We start from the raw sequence: 21,028 nt of genomic DNA, 5'->3' as shown, positions 1-21,028 counted from the left end.
GATCGCAACATGAACCGCGATCACGCAGCCAAGGCCAACGGTCGCGAAATACGAGACTTCAGGATGCGAGCGCGATCTGCTGCATGACAGTGGAGATGAGCCTGTTGCGGCCGCCGCGCTTGGCTTCGTACAGCGCCTTGTCGGCGCAAGACACCATGGCATCCAGTTCGCCCTGACCGATCTCGCCGCTGGCTATTCCGGCGCTCACCGTCAGCCTGACGGGGGCGCCCCGCTCCCAATGGAAATCGATGTCCGAGAACCCGGCTCGTATCCTTTCCACTATGGCAGTGGCGGCGTCAGGCGTCGTGTCGGGAAGGAAGACGATGAATTCCTCCCCGCCCCAGCGCCCGACAAAATCATTCGCACGGGTTGAGGTTCGCAGGACATCGGCAAACCGGGTAATGACCTCATCGCCGGCATCATGGCCGTAGCGGTCATTGACCCCCTTGAAATCGTCCAGGTCGAACAGCGCCAGCGACGACCCTACCGGAGAAACCCTCGTCAGGCTCTGCGCCACACAGTCGCGGAAGGCGCGCCGGTTCAAGAGGCCGCTCAGGGGATCGGTCTCGGCCAGGCGCTTGAGGTCCTGCTGATAGCGGACACGCTCGGAAATGTCCCGCACCACCGCAATCATCAAGGGTTCGCCGGCGGCCGCCGTCCTCAGGATGGTGATCCCCAGGTGGATTCCGGCGCCATCAGAGCGCCGCCCCTCGATGCCGTTGCTTCTCTGCCCCATATAGCGCGCATCCGTGTCACCAGCGAGGAAGTTGCTGACGAGCATCCCGTGCGAAGAATGCATGCGCTCCGGAAGCACCACTTCCAGCGGCTTGCCCAGCAATTGTCCCGTTTCCCAGCCGAAAATGTTTTCGGCCGCCGGATTGCAGAGGCGGATGATGCCACTCTCGTCGATGCCGATGATGCCGTCGGCGATCTCGAGTACAATCTTGCGATAGATATCCTGCGATCCAGGAATCAGCGAAGCAATGGATGCTCTTTTCGTCATTGTACCCGGTCGCGCTCTCGCAGCTGCCACACGCAGGCTGCGAGCGAATTGATCTTACGCAAGAAATAACGACAAAAAGCTGATAAAATTTAAACGATTCCAGCTTCCGCTGGCGTGCGGCGCACGCGGTGATGCCGGTGCGGTTGCCCTTACAGAATGCTATGATGTTTCCGTCATGTCAGATCTCACCCTTTCCAGCTTTCTTGCCAGCCACCCGCACAATGTTCTCGTCGCGATCGACGAGGCGAAGGGCTCGACCCCGCGCGACCGGGGTGCCTTCATGCTCGTGTCCCGGGATGCGATCTGGGGCACGATCGGCGGCGGGCAGTTCGAGTTCATGGCAATCGACAATGCCCGGGCGATCCTTGCGGGCAGCGGCATGGCAGCGATGGACATTCCGCTCGGGCCGGAGATCGGCCAGTGCTGCGGCGGCCGCACGCATCTGTCATTCCGCGTGGTGACGCCGGAGCTGGCGGATCTCCTGGAGGAGAGGCAGAGGCAGGAGGAACGAGGGAACCCGTCCGTATTCCTGTTCGGGGCGGGACATGTGGGCCTTGCACTGGCGCGGGCGCTTGCACCGCTGCCGTTTTCCGTCACGGTGGTCGAGACACGCACCGACGTGCTGGACGGACTGCCGCGGCAGGTGAAGACACGGCATGTCGCCATGCCGGAAGCTCTCGTTGCCGAGATATCCGCCGGCGGCGCGGCGGTCATTCTTACGCACGACCACGCGCTGGATTTCCTGATTGCCAGGGAAGCGCTGTCACGTCCGGACCTGGCCTATGTCGGCATGATCGGCTCGGCCACCAAGCGCGCGACTTTCGCCCACTGGCTGAAGCGGGACGGTGCCCCCCCTCAACTGATGGACCGGCTGGTGCTGCCGATCGGCGGCAGCACCGTGGGCGACAAGCGACCGGCGGTTATCGCCGCACTGGTGGCAGCCGAACTTCTGACAGTGCTTACAGATACGGCAGCCGCCCGCGGCGCGGTCAGAGGTTCCTCGGCAGATGCATGACACTGGCCGCGCACCAAGCCGTGCAGAAAGTCTGTCCTGAGCGGTACGAACCGTCTCGGCCGTCGATCAGGCCGATGTCGCGCTGCAGGCTTTCCGGCAGATGCGCACGATCAATCCTGTTGCTGGATGAACGCCCCGACCTGAAGAGAGAGCCCAGGCCCCTAAACTTCGGGAAACGAAGGGAGGAAACACGCTCTTCTCCCTCAAGATCATGACAAATAGACATGGCAAGCTCACTTCCATCTGGAATTCATGAGCTTACAATGCGCCTCGAAGCAGGCCCCTTCCAATTCAATATCCGCCTGCATGGATCAAGAGCACTTATCCATGAAACTATCCCGGCAATTTCCGCTCAATGCGCTTCGGGTTTTCGAGGTCGCCGCGCGCCTGAAGAGTTTTACCAAGGCGGGCGACGAACTGGGCATGACCCAGACGGCAGTCAGCTACCAGATCAAGCTGCTCGAGGACACGATCGGCGAACCGCTATTCCTGCGCCGCCCGCGGCAGGTGTCGCTGACCGAGATCGGCGAGCGGCTGGCGCCGAAGGTGAGCGACGCCTTCGACACGCTGTCGGAGGCGATGGCCAGCGTCCGCGACCAGTCGGAAGGCACGCTGACGATCCACACGACCGCAACTTTCGGCTCGCACTGGCTGGCGCATCACATCGGCACCTTCCAACTGGAAAATCCGGGCATTGCCGTGCGTCTGGAAACCTCGCAGGAGGTCATCGATTTCTCGCGTACCGAGGGCGACGTGGCGATCCGCTCCGGCAAGGGGACATGGCCCGGCTTGAAATCACACTTCCTGATGAAAAGCCATTTCTCGCCGATGTTGAGCCCGGCGCTTGCCGCAACGATCGGCGGCGTAAAGGAGCCGGCCGATCTGCTCAAGCTGCGGATCATCGATCCGGAAGACATGTGGTGGCCGATCTGGTTTCATGCAGCGGGCCTGCCCGAGGCCGATTTGGCAGGCCGACCGTCGAGCCAGTTCGGCGCGCAGTATTTCCATGCGGCGGCGGCGATTGCCGGACAGGGCGTGGCAATCCTCAGGCCGGAATTCTATGCGGACGACGTGGCGCTCGGGCGACTCTACCAGCCCTTCGAGCTTCTCGCCAGTGACGGCTCCGACTACTGGCTCGTCTATCCCGAGTCACGCCGCAATACGCACAAGATCCGCGCCTTTCGCGATTTCATGCGCAAGATGATGCCCAGTTTCCAGGATTGACGGCAGCGGTCGCGGTCGCGCCTTTGCCGATCAAAACCCCATATCCGGGGCGTAGAAGCAACGCAGGGTATCTTCCGTCGGGTAGAGACAGAGGTGATACTCCTCGTCCTGCGAGCGGCGCGCCTCGCTCTGGGGCAGGCTGAAATTGTGGGGGCGGGTCACCAGCCGATGATCGCCCGGCCGCAGGAAAATCTCATAGCCGCCCTTGGTGACACGGACGTTTTTCGTCGCGATCATCTGGCAATCACCGCTATGGTTGTCGCCGTTGCAACAGAACTGCTCATAGTCCCAGCCTGATTCGGTATCGTGTGCTGCCACGGACAAGGCCGGAACCAGGGAAGCAACAAGTGCCACGGCCATCGGTATGCGCATATGCTCATTCTCCGTTGTGAATGATCACAGCCGGTGAGCCCGACAAACCCAACACCGGCCAGCATGCACGTGTCGCCGACGGGGTCCGCATCCTGCGTTCTCGTCGGTCGATGCACCCTTACATTAGCGAACACAAACGTCCTTACTGTGGCGCAGTCCATTAACTGAAGGCGCGTCGCGGAAGTTCCCCGCGGGGGAACATTTTCCTTCGTACCGATCAGCCCTTCCCTCACCCGCTATTTTTCCGCAATGTGACGAGTCGGGACACGGGTTTCCGAAGGGGTTTTCTATGTATGAGTATGCCGTCGCATGGGAATGGCTGTCGTTCGCGGCACGCTGGCTGCATGTGATCACCGCCATCGCCTGGATCGGTTCGTCCTTCTATTTCATCGCGCTGGATCTCGGTCTCGTGAAACGGCCGCACCTGCCGGTGGGCGCCTATGGCGAGGAATGGCAGGTGCATGGCGGCGGCTTCTACCACATCCAGAAATACCTGGTGGCGCCGGCGCAGATGCCCGAGCACCTGACCTGGTTCAAATGGGAGAGCTACGCGACCTGGCTTTCCGGTTTCCTGATGCTGGCCATCGTCTACTACGGCGGTGCGGACCTGTTCCTGATCGACACCCACGTCATGGAACTGACCCAGTGGCAGGCGATCGCCATATCCGTCGCCTCGCTGGCGGTCGGCTGGGTCATCTACGACCAGCTCTGCAAGTCGCCGATCGGCAGGAACACCTGGGGCCTGATGGCTGTTCTCTATATCGTTCTGGTGGCCATGGCCTGGGGCTATACACAGGCATTCACCGGCCGCGCCGCCTTCCTGCATCTCGGCGCCTTCACGGCGACGATCATGTCGGCAAACGTGTTCTTCATCATCATTCCGAACCAGAAGATCGTCGTGGCCGATCTGATTGCCGGACGGACGCCCGACCCGAAATACGGCGTGATCGCCAAGCAGCGCTCGCTGCACAACAACTACCTGACGCTGCCCGTCATCTTCTTCATGCTGTCGAACCACTATCCGCTGGCATTCGCGACGCATTTCAACTGGGTGATCGCTGCCCTGGTCTTCCTGATGGGCGTCACCATCCGGCACTGGTTCAACACGACGCACGCACGCAAGGGTCGCCCGACATGGACGTGGCTCGTCACGCTGCTCCTGTTCATCGCCATCATGTGGCTTTCGACCGTCCCGAAGGTATTGACCGGCGAGACCGAAGGCGCAGCACTGTCGCCGATCCAGCAGAAGTTCGCCTCGAATGCCCATTTCGAAGCGGCCCGCGACGTGGTGCAATCGCGCTGTTCCATGTGCCACGCGGCAGAACCCGTATGGGAGGGCATTCCTTTCCCGCCGAAATCGGTCAAGCTCGAAAGCGACCGGGAGATTGCCGCGCACGCCCGCGAGATCTACATCCAGGCCGGCCGGAGCCATGCCATGCCGCCCGGCAACATTACCGAAATCTCGGCGGAGGAGCGGCAACTGCTCACCGCCTGGTATGAAAGCACCGTTTCCGAATGACGACGACACTGATCCGCGGCCGCCTGCTCTCCTTCAAGCGTGCGCCGCTCTCCCTCACCGACACGGACAGCTACGCGTACGAACACGACGGCGGCCTGCTGATCGAGGACGGCGTGATTGCCGCCATCGGTAACTACGCCAAGGTGAAAGCCGAAGCACCCGAGAGTGTTGAGGAGATCGACCACCGGCCGCATCTCATACTTCCCGGTCTGATCGACACGCATATGCACTTCCCGCAGATGCAGGTGATCGCCTCCTACGCCGGCAGCCTGCTCGAATGGCTGAACACGTATACCTTCCACGAGGAATGCCGGTTCGTCGAAAGCGACCACGCGGCCCGCATCGCCACCCATTTCTACGATGAACTGGTTCGCCATGGTACGACCACCGCCGCTGCCTATTGTTCGGTGCACAAGGCATCCGCCGACGCCTACTTCGCAGAGGCGACGAGGCGCGGCATGTGCATGATCGGCGGCAAGGTGATGATGGACCGCAATGCGCCGCAGGGCCTGCTCGACACGCCGCAGATGGCCTATGACGAGACGCGCGCCGTGATCGCCGAATGGCATGGCAAGGGCCGCAACCACGTCGCCATCACGCCGCGTTTCGCCATCACCTCGACGCCCGGGCAGATGCAGGCGGCGCAGACACTGGCAAAGGAGTTTCCCGACCTGCACATCCAGACGCATCTGTCGGAGAACCACGACGAGATCCGCTATACCTGCGAACTCTATCCGGAGGCGAAGGATTACACCGATATCTACGCCCGTTACGGGCTGCTGGGGAAAAAGACGCTGCTCGGCCATGCGATCCACCTTTCCGACCGCGAGACGGACCTGTTGAGCGAGACGGCCTCTGTCGCCATCCACTGCCCGACCTCCAACCTGTTCCTCGGTTCGGGCCTGTTCCCCTTGAAGGCGCTGACGCGCCGGGAAAAGCCGGTGCGCATCGGCGTCGCAACAGACATCGGCGGCGGAACGAGCTATTCGATGCTGCGTACGCTGGACGAGGCCTACAAGATCCAGCAAATGCTGGGCGAGCGGATGAACCCACTCGAGACCTTCTTCCTGATGACCCGCGGCAATGCGGAGGCGCTGTCGCTTTCCGACCGGATCGGCACGCTCGAAGTCGGTACCGACGCCGATCTCGTGGTGCTGAACGCCGCCTCGACACCAGCCATGACACTGCGCATGGAGACGATCACGACGCTACCGGAGGAACTCTTCCTGTTGCAGACGATGGGCGACGACCGCGCCGTGGCGGAGACTTATGTGGCGGGTAAAGCGATGAAGCAGCGGCTGGACGGCTGAGCGGTTAAAATCCGCCATCTCCCGCAATTGCGCGAAACGACTTTCCCGACCGGCGAAGAACGGTTGAGAACGCATCGCGGAAACGTTATCAGGCAGGACATCTTCTTTTCATCAGGGACGTCTCTCGGCATGACCATAGAATTCCTCGTCACCCATTCGGGTGGCTTCCATGCCGACGAGCTTCTTTCGAGCGTGATCCTGACGCGGCTTTTTCCGCAAGCCCGCATCATCCGCAGCAGGGCGGCGGAATGGCTCACGCCTGGCTCTGACCGCATCATCTACGATGTCGGGGGCGTCTACGATCCAGAAGCGGGCATCTTCGACCACCACCAGCGGGGTGCGCCGCTGCGGGAGGACGGCAATCCGTTCAGTTCCTTTGGGCTGATCTGGAAGCACTACGGCCGCGAATATCTTGCCGCTTCATCCGTTCCGGCAGACCATGTCGAAGCGCTGCATGCATCCTTTGATACCGCCTTCGTGCTGCCGGTCGATCTCCTCGACAATGGCGCGATCGATCCTTCGTCCGCCGGGCCGCTTGCAAGCCTGACGCTGCCGGCCCTGCTGGAGACGCTGAAGCCCGTCTTCGACGAAAGGGACGCAGAAGCGGAAATGCGGGCCTTCGAACAGGCTCTGGCGATTGCACGCGGCTTCGTCGAGGCGAGCATCCGACAACGTGCGGCGAAGCTGCGGGCCGAATCGCTCGTTCTCGACGCGATCGAGAAAACCGGCTCCGGCCGCATCCTCGAACTGCCTGTCGGCATGCCGTTCAGACCTGCGGTCGTGAAGGCCGGCGCCGACCACCTTCTGTTCGTCGTTCATCCGCGCGACCGGGACTGGTGCCTCACGGGCATACGCCGTTCGGAAAACGGGTTCGAGTTGCGTGCAGACCTTCCAGCAAGCTGGGGCGGCTTGACCGATAGCGGTCTCGAAGCCGTTTGCGGCGTCGCAGGCGCCACCTTCTGCCACAACGGGCGCTTCATTGCCGCCGCGAAAACGCGTGAGGCAGCGCTGGCCATGGCGGAACTGGCGGTGGCCGAGGCACTGGCCCATACCACCGGCAGCTAGGATGGCCGGCCGGTAACCGCCGCCACGTCGCCCTCTTCATACTATCGAGGGCGTGAGTTACTCACACCGTCGCAATGGTTCCGCCGTCGATCGTATACTCGGCACCGTGGATGGAAGCGGCGCGATCCGACGCCAGGAAGGCAACGAGTTCGGCGACCTCCTGCGGAAAGGCCGGGCGACCGATCGGAATGCCGCCCAATGCATCCATGATGCTTTGCCGTGCCGCCCGGGCGTCCGTGTTCGTCGCGGCAGAGATCCGCGAAACCAGATCTTCCGCGGCCTCTGTCATGATCCAGCCCGGCGAGACGGACGTCACCCGCACGCCTTTGGGTCCAAGCTCTTTCGAAAGAGCCTTGCTGTAGGTGGTGAGTGCCGCCTTGGCAGCGGCATAGGCCGTGGTGGACTCGGGCAGCGGCAGGCGGCGCTGGATCGACGAGACATGGATGACGACACCCGAGCCGCGTTCGATCATCTGCGGCACCAGCGCACGATCGAGCCTGACGGCCGGCATGAGGTTCAGGTTGATTTCATCCTGCCAATGCTGGTCGGCGAGCATGCGGAACCCACCACCGGGGGCGGAAGAGCCGCCGAGCGTGTGAACGAGGATGTCGATCCCGCCGAGTTCTTCGATGACTGCGGACGCAAGTCTGTCGACGCCCTCGGCAGTCGTGAGGTCTGCCTCCACGAAAAGATCAGGCTTCACCGCTCCGGGCCGGCTCGAGCGGGCGCTGCTCGCGGTGACGGCACCGGCGGCGGCAAAGCGCTGCAGGATTGCGGCGCCCGCCCCTTTCGTTCCGCCGGTGACGAGGACACGCTTGCCGGAGAATTCTTCGGGGATGATGGGGAAAGTCGGCCCGGTCGTCATCAGCCAATCTCCAACTGTGCGATCTGCCCGTCGCAGAGCGTGTAGCGAAAGCTGAGCGTGACGGGACTGCCTGGAAAGGTCCCCGTGACACGCGCCCTGACGAGATGGCTGCCCTCGTCTTCCTCCACGTCAAGCACCTCCGCCGTGTCATTGTATGTGCGCGTCGTTTCCTCCAGCCATGCCCGGATTTCGGCATGGCCGGACCTGGTCTGCCTCTCATCCGTCACGATGGCGTCGGTGGTAAATTGCGCGAGCGCGCCTTCGATATCATGGCTGTTCTTGGCAGCGTAAAAGGCTGCCAGAGCGTGCGGCAATGGCTTTGTCATGTCTGTCCTCTTGAGCGTTGGAGGACGGGGCGCCGCCGTCCGGAGCAATTGCATTGCTTCGATGGCAAGATGGCGCTAACCTGAAAAGATGACAAGTACGCACGAAAAAGTAGGGTACTTACCTGAAGGTAAGGTGGCCGAGGCGATGACCCCTTCCTCCGCTGCCGCCGGCGTGGAAAACGTCCTGCGCATGCTCGAGGGGCGATGGAAGCTGGTAATCCTCTTCCACCTGTTCGGCGGCAAGCTTCTGCGCTTCTCCGATCTCGAACGGGCCATCCCCGCGATCTCGCAGAAGATGCTGATCCAGCAACTGCGGCAGATGGAGACCGACGGGATCGTCCGGCGCATCGTCCACCATCAGGTTCCGCCAAAGGTCGAGTACGGGCTGACGGACTGGGGGCAATCCATGTGCCCCGCCCTCGATACCTTGCTTAAATGGGCGGCAGCAAAACCGGATTGAGCCCTCGGCATCACTGACCAAAGCCAGCAACGTTCACAGCATACCTTAGACAATGACAGCGTCTTTTTTTGCTGACGGAGACAAATGACTCATGCTAGCTGGCAGGTAATTCTGCACGGGAAGAGAGACACATCATGTCGCAGCCGCTGACCATCGCCGATCTGAAGACCCGAGCCCGGCGCCGGGTGCCGAAGATGTTCTTCGATTATGCCGACAGCGGCGCCTGGACCGAAGGCACCTACCGGGCCAACGAGGAAGATTTCTCGAAGATCAAGCTGCGCCAGCGCGTGCTCGTCGACATGACCAACCGTTCGCTTGCCACCACCATGGCAGGTCAGGACGCTTCCATGCCTGTGGCGCTGGCGCCGACCGGGCTCTGCGGCATGCAGCATGCCGACGGCGAAATGCTGGCGGCTAAGGCCGCGGAAGAATTCGGCGTCCCGTTCACGCTCTCGACCATGTCCATCTGCTCGATCGAGGACGTGGCGTCCGTGACATCGAAGCCATTCTGGTTCCAGCTCTACGTGATGAAGGATCGCGACTTCATCAACTCGCTGATCGACCGCGCCAAGGCGGCGAAGTGCTCCGCACTCGTCCTGACGCTCGACCTGCAGGTCCTCGGCCAGCGCCACAAGGATCTCCGCAACGGGCTTTCCGCCCCGCCGAAGTGGACACTCCATCATGGCATACAGCTGGCGACGAAGCCGTTCTGGTGCCTGGACATGCTGCGCACGAAGCGTCGGGGTTTCGGCAATATCGTCGGCCATGCGAAGAACGTGTCCGACCTCTCCTCGCTATCCTCCTGGACCGCCGAGCAATTCGACCCGCAGCTTTCGTGGGCCGATGTCGCCTGGATCAAGGAGCGCTGGGGCGGCAAGCTGATCCTCAAGGGTATTCTTGACGAGGAGGATGCGCGCGCCGCCGCCGGAACCGGCGCGGATGCGATCATCGTCTCCAACCATGGCGGACGCCAGCTCGACGGTGCAAAATCGTCGATCAGCATGCTGCCGCGCATCGTCGATGCGGTGGGTGACCAGATCGAAGTTCATGTCGACGGCGGCATCCGCTCCGGCCAGGACGTGCTGAAGGCAGTGGCTCTCGGCGCCAAGGGCACCTACATCGGCCGCCCCTACCTCTACGGCCTCGGGGCCATGGGCAAGCCCGGCGTGACGACAGCACTCGAAATCATCCGCAAGGAGCTGGACGTTACGATGGCGCTCTGCGGCAAGCGTGACATCCAGACGGTCGATCACAGCGTATTGGCGGAGATGCCGTTTTAGGGGGTAGCGACTAGCACCAGCTGTCCCTGGCGCCGGGGCGCCGGGCCAGTCCCTCGCGCACCAGAACATCCGACAGCGAGATGCCGTTGCGCATGACCGCCCGGATCTTCTGGCCGCCGCTGTCTGCGTCGTCGGCACCCGCAGCAACCAGTTCGAACGGGCCGGAATCGAGAAATGCCCGCACCCTGAGCTCTGCGTCACTCGCCTTGATGCGCTCCGCCTCGCAGCGGGGCTTGTCGATGCTTGGCACCTCGATGCCTGCAAGGCGGATCTTCTGGCCGCTCAGCACAAAACTGTCTCCGGCGATCACGCAGTCATCCTGCTTGGCGGTGCCGCAAAGGAAGATTTTCGTCTGGTAGCGGCTATTCAAGACCGCAGGCTTGTCGGGCTTCACGGCGGCGGTGACCACCGGCTTGCGGACATGGTCGGGCCTGCCGATTGGTGCCGGCGGCGTGATTGCGGCCGTCTGCAGGGCATCGTGTCGCTGGGGTGCCGGCCCGCGCTTCATCTCGGGCTTGCGCACGGCGACTTCCTTGGGCGGAACCGGTGGCGCCGGTCGCGTCGCGGTGGGCTTCTTTTGCTCACTTGGCCTGGATTGCTCCCTGCTCGCGACCTTTTCCTCGTTTCCGGGCATAAGGCCGTCGGCAACGCGACGAACGGCAGCGGAATTGTCATAGGCGGCGATGCCGCCGACCAGTGAAACCAGCGCGGCGCTCCACAGCCAGATGGATGCGCTGCCACTGGACGCGCGCCTCTTGCGCCCGCCGCTCTTGCGCTGGGGTTTACGTCTGGGACCGGCCATAGGAACCTCTCGTCGATTCCGCCGCAGTATCGCCGCCTATGGTTTCCGAAAGGTTTCGAAATGGCAGTCTGTTGTATCAGACACGGCCGGTGGCGAGTGCGTTCGCCCAATCCGCCCTGCCGTTTGCAGCCGCAAGCTGCGACATCGCCATGTTGTCGTAGGACACGGTGCGAAACTGCGGCGCCCACCGGCCCGCAACCTTTTGCAGGATCGCATAGGATGCGAGGCAATGTCCCGTTTCCACCTTGTGGAAGACCGGTCGATCGTCGTCATAGGCAGGGCAGCCGACACTGCCGGGATTGACGATCATCCGGCCTCCGGCGAGCTGGACGACGCGCGGGAGGTGGCTATGTCCGCAAAGCATCAATGGCTGCTCGACGCCGCTGGCAAGCGCGGCGATATCATCCGCCGCCCTCAGCGTTACATGGCCTTCCGGCGACACCTGCTCCATCCAGTAAAGACCGTCGTCATCGGGGGTGGCGTGACACAGAAACACCTCCTCGAGATAGACCAGGCTGAACGGCAGGCTTCGAAGCCATTCGAAATGCCGCGGCAAAAGCTGCGCATGGGCATGCGCATCGGAGCTACCACGCGCATCCGGCGGCGTTTCGATGAGGTAACGGTCGTGGTTTCCGCGAACCGTCGGCAGCCCAAGCGCCATCAGGCGATCGGCGGTCTTGCCGGCTTCCAGAGGGCCGCTGAAGCAATCGCCGAGATTGACGATGTCGTTGATGCCTTGCCGTTCGATATCGGCAAGAACCGCCTCGAGCGCGGCGGCGTTACCGTGGATGTCGGCGAGCGCGGCGACGATCATCAGCTTCCCCGGTAGGTGGAATAGCCGTAGGGTGAGAGCAGCAGCGGCACGTGATAGTGGGCCGTCGTATCTGCGATCCCGAAGCGGATCGGAATGACGTCGAGAAAGGCCGGTTCCGGCAAGGCCTGCCCGGTCGTCCTCAGATACTCGCCGGCATGGAAGACCAGTTCGTATTCGCCGGCCACGAAACTCTCGTCGATCAGCATCGGACCGCCATCGACACGACCATCGGCATTGGTGGCGACGCTCGTCAGCTTCTCGCGGCTATCGCTGGACAGCCGGTAAAGATCGATCCTCAACCCCTGTGCCGGGGTGCCGCGCGCCGTATCGAGAACATGGGTGGTGAGGCCGGTCATGGGCGTGGCTCCGCAATGATATAGGGACTGTCGAAGTGAAACTCTTCGAGGTTGTTTTCCGGCTTGTCCCGGTCGATCACAAGGAAGTCGCTCGGTGCATCGAGCACCATCAGCGGATGATGCCAGACATTGCGCCGATAGTTCACGCCCTGGTCTGCGCGCACCAGAAATATCGTCGGCTTGCCGGGCCGTCCGTCGACATCATCCGAAACGGCGACGAGGAACGGCCTCCCCGAGATTGGCGAAAAGCTCTGGCTGCCGAAGGGATGCCGCTCCATCATGCCGATTTCGTAAGGGAATTGCCGTGGCTGGCCACGAAAGAGGCTGATGATGATGCCTTCGCCTTCCGCCTCGGCAACGCCGAGCCTGTGGAAGCGCTCCGTCGTGCCGTTGTTGATGAGACGAACGGTCGAGGGATCGGCCTCGATGACGTCCCCGTAGGGCTCGAAAGCCTGCCTCGTAAGCGGATGAATCGAGAGGTGTTCGGGCATCGTCATTCGCCTTGCGCGCGCCAATTGTGGAGGGCGTGAAGTTTGTCGAGAAGGTCGGGAAGTACTTCGCTTACTGTGAGCCAGATCGTCCCTACATCCAGCTGGAAATATTGGTGCGCTATGCGATTGCGCATGTTGCGGATGTCCTTCCAGGCAATTTCCGGATGTTCGACAACAAAATCCAGATGCCGCTCATGAGCTTTGTGGCGCATTCGCCGATCGCCATGAGATTGGCAACAACAGCGTCTTGCGTTCTCCGATCCACGAGGAAGTCATCGCGATCCATCCCTCGGGTAATAGCCAATAGCCGTCTCCGCTGAAGCGGCCATGCGCTTCAAATAGATTTCCAGCCGTTCATCGTTCATACGGCGACCGCTTCCGCCATGATGCGGGCGCGCACGGCAGGAGGAAAATCTCCAGGGACCTTCACGTCTACCCGGATGCCGAGAGCGTCCGAAAGGTCCCCCTCCAACCCGCCAAGGGTCAGCAGGTTCGTGTCAGGCGAAGGATCCACCAGGATATCGAGGTCGCTGCCTGGGCGATCTTCACCGCGCAAGACCGACCCGTAGACCCGTGGATTGGAAACCCGTCGACGGGCGACGATCTCTCTGATGACGGATCGGTTCTTGTTCAGCGCTTCCGAGGGTCTCATGCCGAAATCACTCCTGATCCCAATAGTATAACGGAGAGCATGTGGCTTAGAAAGCACTGGCGAACGATCGTCCCCTCACCCCTCGGGCAGGAGTGCTGCTAGCCGCAGGCCGGCGATCCGCTCGACCTGTGCCGCGGCCGTCTCGAACTCGTCGTCAGCGCTGTTACCGATGCGTTTTTCGAAGGCAGCGAGGATGTCTTTCCTATCTAGCCCCTTCACCGCGACGATGAACGGGAAGCCGAATTTTTCGATATAAGCCGTGTTGAGCTCGGTGAAGCGGGTATGCTCCTGCGGCGTAAGACGATCGAGCCCCGCACCCGCCTGCTCCTTGCGGCTGTCCTCCGTCAGTTCACCGGCAATCGCCAGCTTGCCCGCAAGATCGGGATGGGCGCGCAGCACGCCCAGCCGTTCCTCGCGGGACGCGGTGCGGAAAACCGAGACCAGCGCCTGATGAACGCCCTTCGCCGTCAGCGGAACGAAGATCAATCCGCCGTCATAGGCCCGCTCGGCGATGAACGGCGAATGCTCGAACACGCCGCCGAAGCGTGCGATGAAATCGTCGCGGGCGGTCACGGCTGGTCTCCCGGCTTGTGATGTTCGTGCCAGTGGCGGGCGATCTCGATCCGCTGCGGGATCCAGACCTTGTCATGGGAAAGTACGTATTCGACGAAGCGGCGAAGCGCCGCCGCGCGACCGGGACGCCCCACAAGGCGGCAGTGGAGACCAACCGACATCATTTTCGGCGCACCTTGCCTGCCTTCCTCGTAGAGCACGTCGAACGCGTCCTTCAGGTAGGCGAAGAACTGGTCGCCGGAATTGAAGCCCTGCGGCGTGGCAAACCGCATGTCGTTGGTGTCGAGCGTATAGGGGATGATCAGGAACGGCTTGCCATCGAGGCCGGGCACCCAGAACGGCAGATCGTCCGCATAGGAGTCGGACGAGTAGAGAAAACCGCCCTCCTCCATGACGAGCCGCAGCGTGTTGTCGGACGGCTTGCCCTGGTACATGCCGTAGGGTCGCTCGCCCGTGACTTCCGTGTGCAGGCGCACCGCCTCGCGGATGTGCTCGCGCTCCTTGTCGAGCGGGAAATCCTTGTATTCCAGCCAGCGATAGCCGTGGCTGGCGATCTCCCAGCCCGCTTCCTTCATCGCCGCGACGGCTTCCGGGTTTCGCGCCATGGCGAGCGTCACGCCATAGACGGTCGTCTGCACCTTGAGCTCGGTGAACATTCGCCACAGGCGCCAGAAGCCGGCGCGCGAGCCGTACTCATAGATCGACTCCATGTTGAGGTTGCGCTGGCCAGGCCACGGCTGCGCGCCGACAATTTCCGACAGAAGGCATTCCGACGCCGGATCGCCGTCGAGGACGCAGCTTTCGCCGCCCTCCTCATAATTGATCACGAACTGCACGGCGACATGCGCGCCGCCCGGCCATCTCGGATCGGGAGTGTTGCGGCCGTAGCCAATGAGATTGCGGGAATAATCGTGCGCGGACATCAAATCACCCTGTAAGACCGGCGGTGACGGTAGCGCACCCGTTCCGGCGCTGTCGAGATGCTTCGCTAGTCTTCGGCCACCGCGCGCTTCGTCGCTGCGACCTCAAGGTGGCTGGTGAAGGTGAATGACGGGGGTACAGAGGCTTCCCGGCCCTCGACCGCAGCGAGCGCCGCATCGGCCAGCTTGTGGGCAAGGCCGAAGCTCACCTTGAAGCCGCCGGTCAGCGCCACGAGACGTGAATGATCCGGATGCGGACCGACCATCGGTTCGCGGCCGACAGCCTTCGGCCGCAAGCCAGCCCAGCGTTCGACAACCGCTGCGTCGCGCAATGCCGGAACGAGCGCACGCGCCCGCATGAGCACGTCATCGAGCTTCCCGTCGGTCGCGCGGGGATCGTCGAACTCCTCCTCGCTCGTGCTGCCGACGGCCACCCTGCCATCATCGTGCGGCACGACGTAAAGACCGTTCAGGAAAAGCACCGGTTGCGCGGGATCGACACCGGGAGCGTCAAGCAGGGCCGCCTGCCCCTTGACCGGCCGGCCGAGCGCGACACCGGTGCCCGGCGCAAACCGCTGAAGCAGCGGGAAGGACTGGTGGCCCGCCGAAGCGATGCAGTGACCGAAGGATGTGCTCTCGTCGTTGACGAAGCGAATGCGGCCTCGAGACGGGTCGATCTCCGCCACTCCCATTTCTTCGATGACCCGGACGTGCCTGGACAGGGAAAGACAGCGGGCAAGCGCTGCCGTCAGAAGGCGCGGCGACACCCGGCCCGACAGCGTCTCGTGTATCAGTCCCCCTGCCGTGAACTCGGGATCGAGCCCGCAGGCATCGGACGCGTTGTCGACAACGCTCCATTCGAAATCGCGGCCATCCGCCTGCCAATGATCGCCCGCGTCTGCCGCGTGGCGCAGCGCGATCTCGCGCAGGTGCGGCTTCGGCAGCGGAATCAGCCGGCCGGAGCGGCGGTAGCCGGTGGAAAGGCCGGTCGCCGCCTCGATCCCGGCGATCTCCGCCTCCAGCGAGACCAGCGCGTCGAACTGGAACTGCTTCTTGTCCGTCCAGCGATCCGGCGTGTGGGGCATCAGCGCGCCCAACAGGCCGCCGCTCGCACCGCTGCCGATCCGCCCGGCATCGACCAGCAATGTCCGTATGCCGATGCGGTCTGCCTTCACGGCGGCCCACAGGCCCATGACGCCGCCGCCGACGATGACGAGATTGACGGATGCTGGAAGCGCCTGAAGAACAGATTGACCGGTGCGTTCTGCGGGATTATCGGCTGTGGCCATGAGCGAAGAGATTTCCCCTACGGCCGACGATGGCCTCGATTGGCATGAGGGCGATATGCCCTACTCGAAGCAGTTTGGCGATCACTTTTATTGTCGCAGCGACGGGCGCCTGGAATGCGGCCATGTCTTCCTTGCCGGTAACGGTTTGCCGCAGCGCTGGGAGACGTCCGAGACGTTCCGGATCGGCGAACTGGGCTTCGGCACCGGCCTGAACTTCTGCGAAACCTGGCGGCAGTGGAAGCTCGCCCGACGTCCCGGGACCAGATTGCATTTCACGTCCTTCGAGCTCTATCCCATGCGCGCCGAGGAGATCGGCCGCGCCCTCGCCCATTGGTCCGAGATCGATGCGGAGCGGCAGGCGCTGGTGGCGGCATGGCCGGATGAGCCGGCAGGACGCGTGGAGATCGTCGTGGACGAGCAGACCAAGCTGACGGTCATCGTCGGCCCGGCCTTCGACGGCGTCACCGCCGAACAGCCCGATTTCGATGCCTGGTTCCTCGACGGCTTTGCGCCGGCTCGCAATCCGGACATGTGGTCACAGGGCCTGATGCAGGCAATCCATGACAGGACGGTCCCCGCAGGCAGCTTCGCCACCTATGCGGCGGCGGGCTTCGTGCGGCGAAACCTGCAGGGAGCGGGATACGCGGTCGAACGGCGGCCAGGCTTTGCCGGCAAGCGTGAGATGTTGTGCGGCCGCAAAGCGTCCTAGCGCGCCGACATGGAGGTCGATGGTTCCCCGAGCCAGGCCTTGATCTTCTGTTCGAGCAGTTCCGGGCTGATGGGCTTTGACATATAGTCGTCCATGCCGGCCTTGATGCAGAGTTCCCTGTCGCTCTCTAGCGCATGGGCCGTGACGCCGATGATCGGGACGTGGCCGCCGCGCTGCTGCTCGATCTCCCGGATCTTCTCTGTCGCCTGATGTCCGTTCATGACCGGCATCGAAACGTCCATGAGGATGAGGGCCGGGTCCTTCTCCTGCCAGGCCTCGACGGCCCTGGCACCATTCTCGACGATCTCGAAACGCCAGCCGGTTCCCTGGAGGATCTGGGTAAAGACGATCTGGTTCACCTCGTTGTCTTCGGCGACCAGCACGTCGAGTGCCGGAAGGGACTGGACGACAGGCGTCGAGACCGCTGAGACAGGTCGCTGCGGCAGAGTTGCCGGCTCGACCGACACCGCTTTCGCGCCGACAGGAACTGCTTCACTGCGGCGCCTCGTCCGCACCGAGCGCACCACATCGATGATCGTGGTGCGCAGGAGATTGGCGCGCGCCGGCTTCATCAGGTGTGCCTGGATGTTCAACTCGGAGAAGATGCTCTCGTCGCCGGCCATGTCCATCGAGGTGAGGAACACGATGCCGACATCGGCGAAACGGTGGTCCGCCCGCAGGTGGCTCGCGACATCCAGACCGTTCATCTCCGGCATGTGATAGTCGAGTACGATCGCATCGATGGAGATGCCGAGGCGCGCCGCCTCGCCCAGCACCGCAAAGCCCTCGGCCCCGCCGTCGGCAGCGACCGTGTCGAAGCCCCACATGGTGAGCTGCTCCGTCAGGATGCGGCGATTGACGGCATTGTCATCGACGACCAGAACCCGCGCGCCAAGCGTATTGACCGGAAGCACCGTGTTGTTGCTGCGTTCGCTGACGACGCGGAACGGGAGGTGCACGGTAAAGACCGAGCCTTTTCCGACATCGCTCGCCACGTCGATATAGCCGCCGAACAGCTCGACGAGACCGGCGGTGATGGCAAGGCCGAGGCCGGTGCCTTCATGGCGACGGGTGGATGAGGTGTCGACCTGCGAGAATTTCTCGAACACCGATCTCAGTTTTTCGTCGGGAATGCCGAGACCGGTATCTTCGATCCGCACGCTCAGCATCATCTCGCCGTCAGCCAGCGGCTCCGAATGCAGGTCTATGAAGACATGCCCCTTTTCGGTGAACTTGACCGCGTTGCCGACAAGATTGGTGATGATCTGCCGGAAGCGGCCCGCGTCGCCGAGCACCGTTTCCTTGACCGAAGCGTCACCCCGGACGATGAGTTCGATGTCCTTTTCGGCGGCCGAGGACGACAGAAGCGTCGCCACATCCTCGATCGCCTCGACGGGATCGAACGGCGCCTTGCGCAGCTTCATCTGGCCCGCATCGATCTTCGAGAAGTCGAGGATGTCGTTAATGATGGTCAGCAGCGCATTGCCCGACTTGACGATAATGTCGATGAACGTCTTCTGGCGGGTATCGAGGTTGGACTTTGCGAGCAGTTCGGCCATGCCCAGCACGCCGTTCATCGGGGTGCGGATCTCGTGGCTCATATTGGCGAGGAATTCGGACTTCGCCTTGTCGGCGGCCTCGGCGCGCTGGACGAGGCGCCTGAGTTCTGTCTCGCGCTCCTGGATCTCCGTAACGTCGGTAAAGACGGCAAGCCAGTGGTCGCTACCGCTGAGGTTTGCCTCGACCTGAACCCATTTTCGGCCCTCGACGCAGAAGGTCGCGGAGACCGAGTTGCCGGCGCTGACGTTCTCCTCCCAGGTCCGAAGCATTTCCATTGCTTCGTCGGCGGGACCGAGATCGCCGCGCTTGACGCAGAAGCGGAACACGTCCCGCCAGAGCGCGCCGGGAGCACTGAAGCTCTCGGGAACTTCCAGCATCGCCGACAGGGCGTTGTTGGAAAAGACGATGGTTCCGTCGTGCAGGACGAGAAGGCCCTGCGACATTGCGCTGGTGGCCTCACGCATCAGGGCGTCCTGACGTTCGAGGGCCTGTTGCGCGGCCTTCGCCTCCTCGTCGCGCTTCCGGATCGCGGTAATGTCCATGTAGCTGAGAAGCAGCTTTTCGCCGGAGAGCCGGGTGCCGGAGATGAGAATGACACGACCTTGGGCGCTGCGCACCTCGATCGGCGGCTTTTCGCCCTCCTGCGTCAGGTCGGAGATGCGCTGGCTGTAAATCGCGTCGAACGACTTGCCGCTATCGGCATAGATCCCGTGGGCAAAATTGACTCTCAGGAAATCCCGGTAAGACCGGCCAACCAGTTCGAACTGCTCGCCCGCATCCCAGAAGCTGTAGAAGGCAGGGTTTGCATATTCGAAAACGAAATCGCCATCAAGAATACCGATGCCCACCGGGACGGCATGCATGATGGTCTGCATGTCCTTGTGGAGCTTCTCGACCTTTCTCTGCGCCTCCTTGATGAGGGATACGTTCATCCGCGAACCGACAAGATGGTGCGCGCCATCATGCGTCGTGATGCGACGCAGATGGGTGATGACGGGGATCACCGAGCCATCGGAGAACTCCATGTCCTCGGATTTCTCGATCTCTTCCCCTTCGAGAATGCGATCGTTCTCAAGCCGGAACCGTTCGGCCGCGGTCGGGAACATCTGACTTTCCGTCATTCCGAGAAAGCTGTCCCGGGGAGCGCCGAGCATGTCCTCGTAGGCGGCATTGGCGTAGGTCAGCTCGTGCCCGCTGTTGCGAACGAAAACCGGCACCGGCAGATCTTCCAGAACAGCGCGCAGCAGCTCCGTTTCCGCAACCTGCGCCCGTTGAAGCAGCTCCTGCTCCTTGAACTCGCTGACATCGGATCGCAGGGTAATGACGAGACCGTTGTCGAGCCGTTTGTTGACGCTCTTCAGCCAGCGCCCGTCCGACAGTTGCTCGACAGCCTCCGAATAGGGAAGAGCAAAGGTCCTGAGCCGCTCCTGAACCCAGGCGGAACGCTCGGGGAGTCCGCGCCCCGCGAGGCGTGGACTGGTCTTGACGCTCTTGTCGTAGACCTGCTCGCAGATTTCGGTGAAGGTAACGCCTGCCTTAAGTCGGACGCCGAAGGAATCGAAGAAGTCCGTCAGCTGGGCATTGCAATAGATGAGCACATGGGTGTCGTCGTAGATGCCGATCCCGACATCGAGAAGGTCCAGCGCGCCCTCGAGCTGCAGACTGCGATCGCTGGCCGCACTACCCTCGCCCATCTGTTCTCCTCCCTCATGTCGATCGGTCGGCTCCGGCCCATGGCCGGTCTCCGATACTGTCGTGAAGGAGCCGAACAGATAGGTCTGGTCGTCTTCGGTCACGAAACGCTCGATGGAAATTTCGTAGTCGGCTTCACCGCAGCGGACGGTCTCGTCTGTGCCGAAGATCAGCGCCCGGCACTCCTTGTCCCTGCGTTCCGGATCTTCTTCGCCATGGGATGGTTGACGGCTCGTCTGGCCGACGAGGTCACCGGCGCGAACCCCGTAGAGCTTCGCATATGCGCGGTTGACGGCGACGTACTTGAGGGTGCTGTCCTTGATGAACGCCGGCTCCCGCAGATCGTCGATCCGCGCGCACGCCGTTCCCAGGAGTTCGCCCTGCATCTCCACCGTATCCGCTCCAAACCGATGTGGCCCGCGCCGCAGCGCTTCTGTAGGCATCTGATCCGTCGATAACACCATAGCGAGCGTTAACAAGTTCTTGCCACACCGCTTATGCCATTCATATTTCCTGCGTTTGCCACCTGAGGGATAAGGAAGACCGCGATTCTCTCCTTCTTGGTTCGGCCTCATGCAGGCCGCATGTCGGCCATAATTCCCGCCACAGGCTGAGGAAAACGGACCGGGTTCAACCAGAAGCAGCGCCAAGCTGAACAGCCGTTCAGACAAGAGCCTCCGCCGTTCCATCAATCCGCCGCCTTTGCCGGGGAGACTCTCGTTCGTGCCCTT

Annotated in this window: 22 protein-coding genes; 8 read left to right on the top strand and 14 right to left on the bottom strand. The window is 62.5% G+C overall.

Annotated elements, in window-relative coordinates; all coding sequences use genetic code 11:
- Nucleotides 1-58: 58 nt before the first annotated feature.
- Complete coding sequence (locus LH464_RS01845) at nucleotides 59-1,003, bottom strand: GGDEF domain-containing protein (RefSeq protein ID WP_226784656.1); 945 nt, start codon at nucleotides 1,001-1,003, stop codon at nucleotides 59-61.
- A gap of 175 nt (nucleotides 1,004-1,178) precedes the next feature.
- On the opposite strand from LH464_RS01845, the gene xdhC reads away from it, so the two are divergent.
- Both xdhC and LH464_RS01835 read left to right on the top strand, forming a co-directional pair.
- Complete coding sequence (xdhC, locus tag LH464_RS01840; protein WP_226784655.1) at nucleotides 1,179-2,018, top strand: xanthine dehydrogenase accessory protein XdhC; 840 nt, start codon at nucleotides 1,179-1,181, stop codon at nucleotides 2,016-2,018.
- Nucleotides 2,019-2,345: 327 nt separating this feature from the next.
- Nucleotides 2,346-3,242: a LysR substrate-binding domain-containing protein gene (locus tag LH464_RS01835; protein ID WP_226784654.1), complete on the top strand. Its 897-nt coding sequence runs from the start codon at nucleotides 2,346-2,348 to the stop codon at nucleotides 3,240-3,242.
- 30 nt (nucleotides 3,243-3,272) lie between these two features.
- Here the strand turns inward: LH464_RS01835 and LH464_RS01830 are convergent, their stop codons facing one another.
- On the bottom strand, nucleotides 3,273-3,602 hold the full coding sequence (locus tag LH464_RS01830; RefSeq protein WP_390624907.1) for a hypothetical protein: 330 nt from the start codon (nucleotides 3,600-3,602) through the stop codon (nucleotides 3,273-3,275).
- A 301-nt stretch (nucleotides 3,603-3,903) separates the two neighbouring features.
- On the opposite strand from LH464_RS01830, the gene puuD reads away from it, so the two are divergent.
- The 3 genes from puuD to LH464_RS01815 all read left to right on the top strand — a co-directional run bounded on the left by puuD (nucleotide 3,904) and on the right by LH464_RS01815 (nucleotide 7,508).
- Nucleotides 3,904-5,133: a urate hydroxylase PuuD gene (puuD, locus tag LH464_RS01825; RefSeq protein ID WP_226784652.1), complete on the top strand. Its 1,230-nt coding sequence runs from the start codon at nucleotides 3,904-3,906 to the stop codon at nucleotides 5,131-5,133.
- Entirely contained in the window at nucleotides 5,130-6,443 is a 1,314-nt protein-coding gene (gene guaD / locus LH464_RS01820) for a guanine deaminase (RefSeq protein WP_226784651.1), read from the top strand. The genes puuD and guaD overlap by 4 nt, the downstream gene beginning before the upstream one ends.
- A 129-nt stretch (nucleotides 6,444-6,572) precedes the next feature.
- On the top strand, nucleotides 6,573-7,508 hold the full coding sequence (locus LH464_RS01815; protein WP_226784650.1) for an MYG1 family protein: 936 nt from the start codon (nucleotides 6,573-6,575) through the stop codon (nucleotides 7,506-7,508).
- 61 nt (nucleotides 7,509-7,569) lie between these two features.
- On the opposite strand, the gene LH464_RS01810 is transcribed toward LH464_RS01815, so the two are convergent.
- Entirely contained in the window at nucleotides 7,570-8,373 is an 804-nt protein-coding gene (locus LH464_RS01810) for an SDR family oxidoreductase (RefSeq protein ID WP_226784649.1), read from the bottom strand.
- The gene (locus LH464_RS01805; RefSeq protein ID WP_226784648.1) at nucleotides 8,373-8,699 is read right to left on the bottom strand and encodes a nuclear transport factor 2 family protein; all 327 of its coding nucleotides are present in this window, start codon (nucleotides 8,697-8,699) and stop codon (nucleotides 8,373-8,375) included. The genes LH464_RS01810 and LH464_RS01805 overlap by 1 nt, the downstream gene beginning before the upstream one ends.
- A 145-nt stretch (nucleotides 8,700-8,844) precedes the next feature.
- On the opposite strand from LH464_RS01805, the gene LH464_RS01800 reads away from it, so the two are divergent.
- Together LH464_RS01800 and LH464_RS01795 are read left to right on the top strand one after the other, a co-directional pair.
- On the top strand, nucleotides 8,845-9,159 hold the full coding sequence (locus LH464_RS01800) for a winged helix-turn-helix transcriptional regulator (RefSeq protein ID WP_226784647.1): 315 nt from the start codon (nucleotides 8,845-8,847) through the stop codon (nucleotides 9,157-9,159).
- A 134-nt stretch (nucleotides 9,160-9,293) separates the two neighbouring features.
- Complete coding sequence (locus tag LH464_RS01795; protein WP_226784646.1) at nucleotides 9,294-10,439, top strand: alpha-hydroxy acid oxidase; 1,146 nt, start codon at nucleotides 9,294-9,296, stop codon at nucleotides 10,437-10,439.
- 10 nt (nucleotides 10,440-10,449) lie between these two features.
- Here LH464_RS01795 and LH464_RS01790 read toward each other — a convergent pair whose 3' ends face one another.
- The 9 genes from LH464_RS01790 to LH464_RS01750 form a co-directional block, all read right to left on the bottom strand.
- Nucleotides 10,450-11,241: a hypothetical protein gene (locus tag LH464_RS01790; RefSeq protein WP_226784645.1), complete on the bottom strand. Its 792-nt coding sequence runs from the start codon at nucleotides 11,239-11,241 to the stop codon at nucleotides 10,450-10,452.
- A 76-nt stretch (nucleotides 11,242-11,317) separates the two neighbouring features.
- Entirely contained in the window at nucleotides 11,318-12,055 is a 738-nt protein-coding gene (locus tag LH464_RS01785; RefSeq protein ID WP_226784644.1) for a metallophosphoesterase family protein, read from the bottom strand.
- The gene (gene uraH / locus LH464_RS01780; RefSeq protein ID WP_226784643.1) at nucleotides 12,055-12,411 is read right to left on the bottom strand and encodes a hydroxyisourate hydrolase; all 357 of its coding nucleotides are present in this window, start codon (nucleotides 12,409-12,411) and stop codon (nucleotides 12,055-12,057) included. The genes LH464_RS01785 and uraH overlap by 1 nt, the downstream gene beginning before the upstream one ends.
- Nucleotides 12,408-12,902, bottom strand: coding sequence for an ureidoglycolate lyase (locus LH464_RS01775; protein ID WP_226784642.1), 495 nt, complete (start codon nucleotides 12,900-12,902; stop codon nucleotides 12,408-12,410). The genes uraH and LH464_RS01775 overlap by 4 nt, the downstream gene beginning before the upstream one ends.
- Before the next feature lie 2 nt (nucleotides 12,903-12,904).
- Nucleotides 12,905-13,114 (bottom strand): HepT-like ribonuclease domain-containing protein, encoded by a 210-nt coding sequence (locus LH464_RS01770; RefSeq protein ID WP_255648215.1) that lies wholly within the window; start codon nucleotides 13,112-13,114, stop codon nucleotides 12,905-12,907.
- A gap of 149 nt (nucleotides 13,115-13,263) precedes the next feature.
- On the bottom strand, nucleotides 13,264-13,554 hold the full coding sequence (locus tag LH464_RS01765) for a nucleotidyltransferase family protein (RefSeq protein WP_226784641.1): 291 nt from the start codon (nucleotides 13,552-13,554) through the stop codon (nucleotides 13,264-13,266).
- Between the two features lie 75 nt (nucleotides 13,555-13,629).
- Nucleotides 13,630-14,127, bottom strand: coding sequence for a 2-oxo-4-hydroxy-4-carboxy-5-ureidoimidazoline decarboxylase (gene uraD / locus LH464_RS01760; RefSeq protein WP_226784640.1), 498 nt, complete (start codon nucleotides 14,125-14,127; stop codon nucleotides 13,630-13,632).
- Nucleotides 14,124-15,050, bottom strand: a complete 927-nt coding sequence (puuE, locus tag LH464_RS01755) for an allantoinase PuuE (protein WP_226784639.1) — start codon at nucleotides 15,048-15,050, stop codon at nucleotides 14,124-14,126. The genes uraD and puuE overlap by 4 nt, the downstream gene beginning before the upstream one ends.
- A 65-nt stretch (nucleotides 15,051-15,115) precedes the next feature.
- The gene (locus tag LH464_RS01750) at nucleotides 15,116-16,336 is read right to left on the bottom strand and encodes an NAD(P)/FAD-dependent oxidoreductase (RefSeq protein WP_226784638.1); all 1,221 of its coding nucleotides are present in this window, start codon (nucleotides 16,334-16,336) and stop codon (nucleotides 15,116-15,118) included.
- Here LH464_RS01750 and mnmD point away from each other — a divergent pair.
- Nucleotides 16,335-17,045 carry a tRNA (5-methylaminomethyl-2-thiouridine)(34)-methyltransferase MnmD gene (gene mnmD / locus LH464_RS01745; protein ID WP_226784637.1) on the top strand — a complete coding sequence of 237 codons (711 nt, stop codon included), beginning with the start codon at nucleotides 16,335-16,337 and terminating at the stop codon, nucleotides 17,043-17,045. The genes LH464_RS01750 and mnmD overlap by 2 nt on opposite strands.
- On the opposite strand, the gene LH464_RS01740 is transcribed toward mnmD, so the two are convergent.
- Entirely contained in the window at nucleotides 17,042-20,740 is a 3,699-nt protein-coding gene (locus LH464_RS01740) for a response regulator (protein WP_226784636.1), read from the bottom strand. The genes mnmD and LH464_RS01740 overlap by 4 nt on opposite strands.
- Between the last annotated feature and the right edge of the window lie 288 nt (nucleotides 20,741-21,028).

The sequence above is a fragment of the Pseudorhizobium xiangyangii genome, assembly GCF_020531965.1.
Taxonomy (GTDB): domain Bacteria; phylum Pseudomonadota; class Alphaproteobacteria; order Rhizobiales; family Rhizobiaceae; genus Neorhizobium; species Neorhizobium xiangyangii.
This window is presented reverse-complemented; position numbering and strand designations above follow the sequence as displayed.

Excerpts from the sequence above, each read along its gene's own strand:
- uraH (WP_226784643.1), bottom strand. The coding sequence starts at position 12,411 with ATGACCGGCCTCACCACCCATGTTCTCGATACGGCGCGCGGCACCCCG.
- puuD (WP_226784652.1), top strand. The coding sequence starts at position 3,904 with ATGTATGAGTATGCCGTCGCATGGGAATGGCTGTCGTTCGCGGCACGC.
- LH464_RS01785 (WP_226784644.1), bottom strand. The coding sequence starts at position 12,055 with ATGATCGTCGCCGCGCTCGCCGACATCCACGGTAACGCCGCCGCGCTC.
- LH464_RS01770 (WP_255648215.1), bottom strand. The coding sequence starts at position 13,114 with ATGCGCCACAAAGCTCATGAGCGGCATCTGGATTTTGTTGTCGAACAT.
- LH464_RS01795 (WP_226784646.1), top strand. The coding sequence starts at position 9,294 with ATGTCGCAGCCGCTGACCATCGCCGATCTGAAGACCCGAGCCCGGCGC.
- LH464_RS01765 (WP_226784641.1), bottom strand. The coding sequence starts at position 13,554 with ATGAGACCCTCGGAAGCGCTGAACAAGAACCGATCCGTCATCAGAGAG.
- guaD (WP_226784651.1), top strand. The coding sequence starts at position 5,130 with ATGACGACGACACTGATCCGCGGCCGCCTGCTCTCCTTCAAGCGTGCG.
- xdhC (WP_226784655.1), top strand. The coding sequence starts at position 1,179 with ATGTCAGATCTCACCCTTTCCAGCTTTCTTGCCAGCCACCCGCACAAT.
- LH464_RS01815 (WP_226784650.1), top strand. The coding sequence starts at position 6,573 with ATGACCATAGAATTCCTCGTCACCCATTCGGGTGGCTTCCATGCCGAC.
- mnmD (WP_226784637.1), top strand. The coding sequence starts at position 16,335 with ATGAGCGAAGAGATTTCCCCTACGGCCGACGATGGCCTCGATTGGCAT.
- LH464_RS01830 (WP_390624907.1), bottom strand. The coding sequence starts at position 3,602 with ATGGCCGTGGCACTTGTTGCTTCCCTGGTTCCGGCCTTGTCCGTGGCA.
- LH464_RS01810 (WP_226784649.1), bottom strand. The coding sequence starts at position 8,373 with ATGACGACCGGGCCGACTTTCCCCATCATCCCCGAAGAATTCTCCGGC.
- LH464_RS01750 (WP_226784638.1), bottom strand. The coding sequence starts at position 16,336 with ATGGCCACAGCCGATAATCCCGCAGAACGCACCGGTCAATCTGTTCTT.
- LH464_RS01740 (WP_226784636.1), bottom strand. The coding sequence starts at position 20,740 with ATGCCTACAGAAGCGCTGCGGCGCGGGCCACATCGGTTTGGAGCGGAT.
- LH464_RS01790 (WP_226784645.1), bottom strand. The coding sequence starts at position 11,241 with ATGGCCGGTCCCAGACGTAAACCCCAGCGCAAGAGCGGCGGGCGCAAG.
- LH464_RS01835 (WP_226784654.1), top strand. The coding sequence starts at position 2,346 with ATGAAACTATCCCGGCAATTTCCGCTCAATGCGCTTCGGGTTTTCGAG.
- puuE (WP_226784639.1), bottom strand. The coding sequence starts at position 15,050 with ATGTCCGCGCACGATTATTCCCGCAATCTCATTGGCTACGGCCGCAAC.
- LH464_RS01845 (WP_226784656.1), bottom strand. The coding sequence starts at position 1,003 with ATGACGAAAAGAGCATCCATTGCTTCGCTGATTCCTGGATCGCAGGAT.
- LH464_RS01805 (WP_226784648.1), bottom strand. The coding sequence starts at position 8,699 with ATGACAAAGCCATTGCCGCACGCTCTGGCAGCCTTTTACGCTGCCAAG.
- LH464_RS01800 (WP_226784647.1), top strand. The coding sequence starts at position 8,845 with ATGACCCCTTCCTCCGCTGCCGCCGGCGTGGAAAACGTCCTGCGCATG.
- LH464_RS01775 (WP_226784642.1), bottom strand. The coding sequence starts at position 12,902 with ATGCCCGAACACCTCTCGATTCATCCGCTTACGAGGCAGGCTTTCGAG.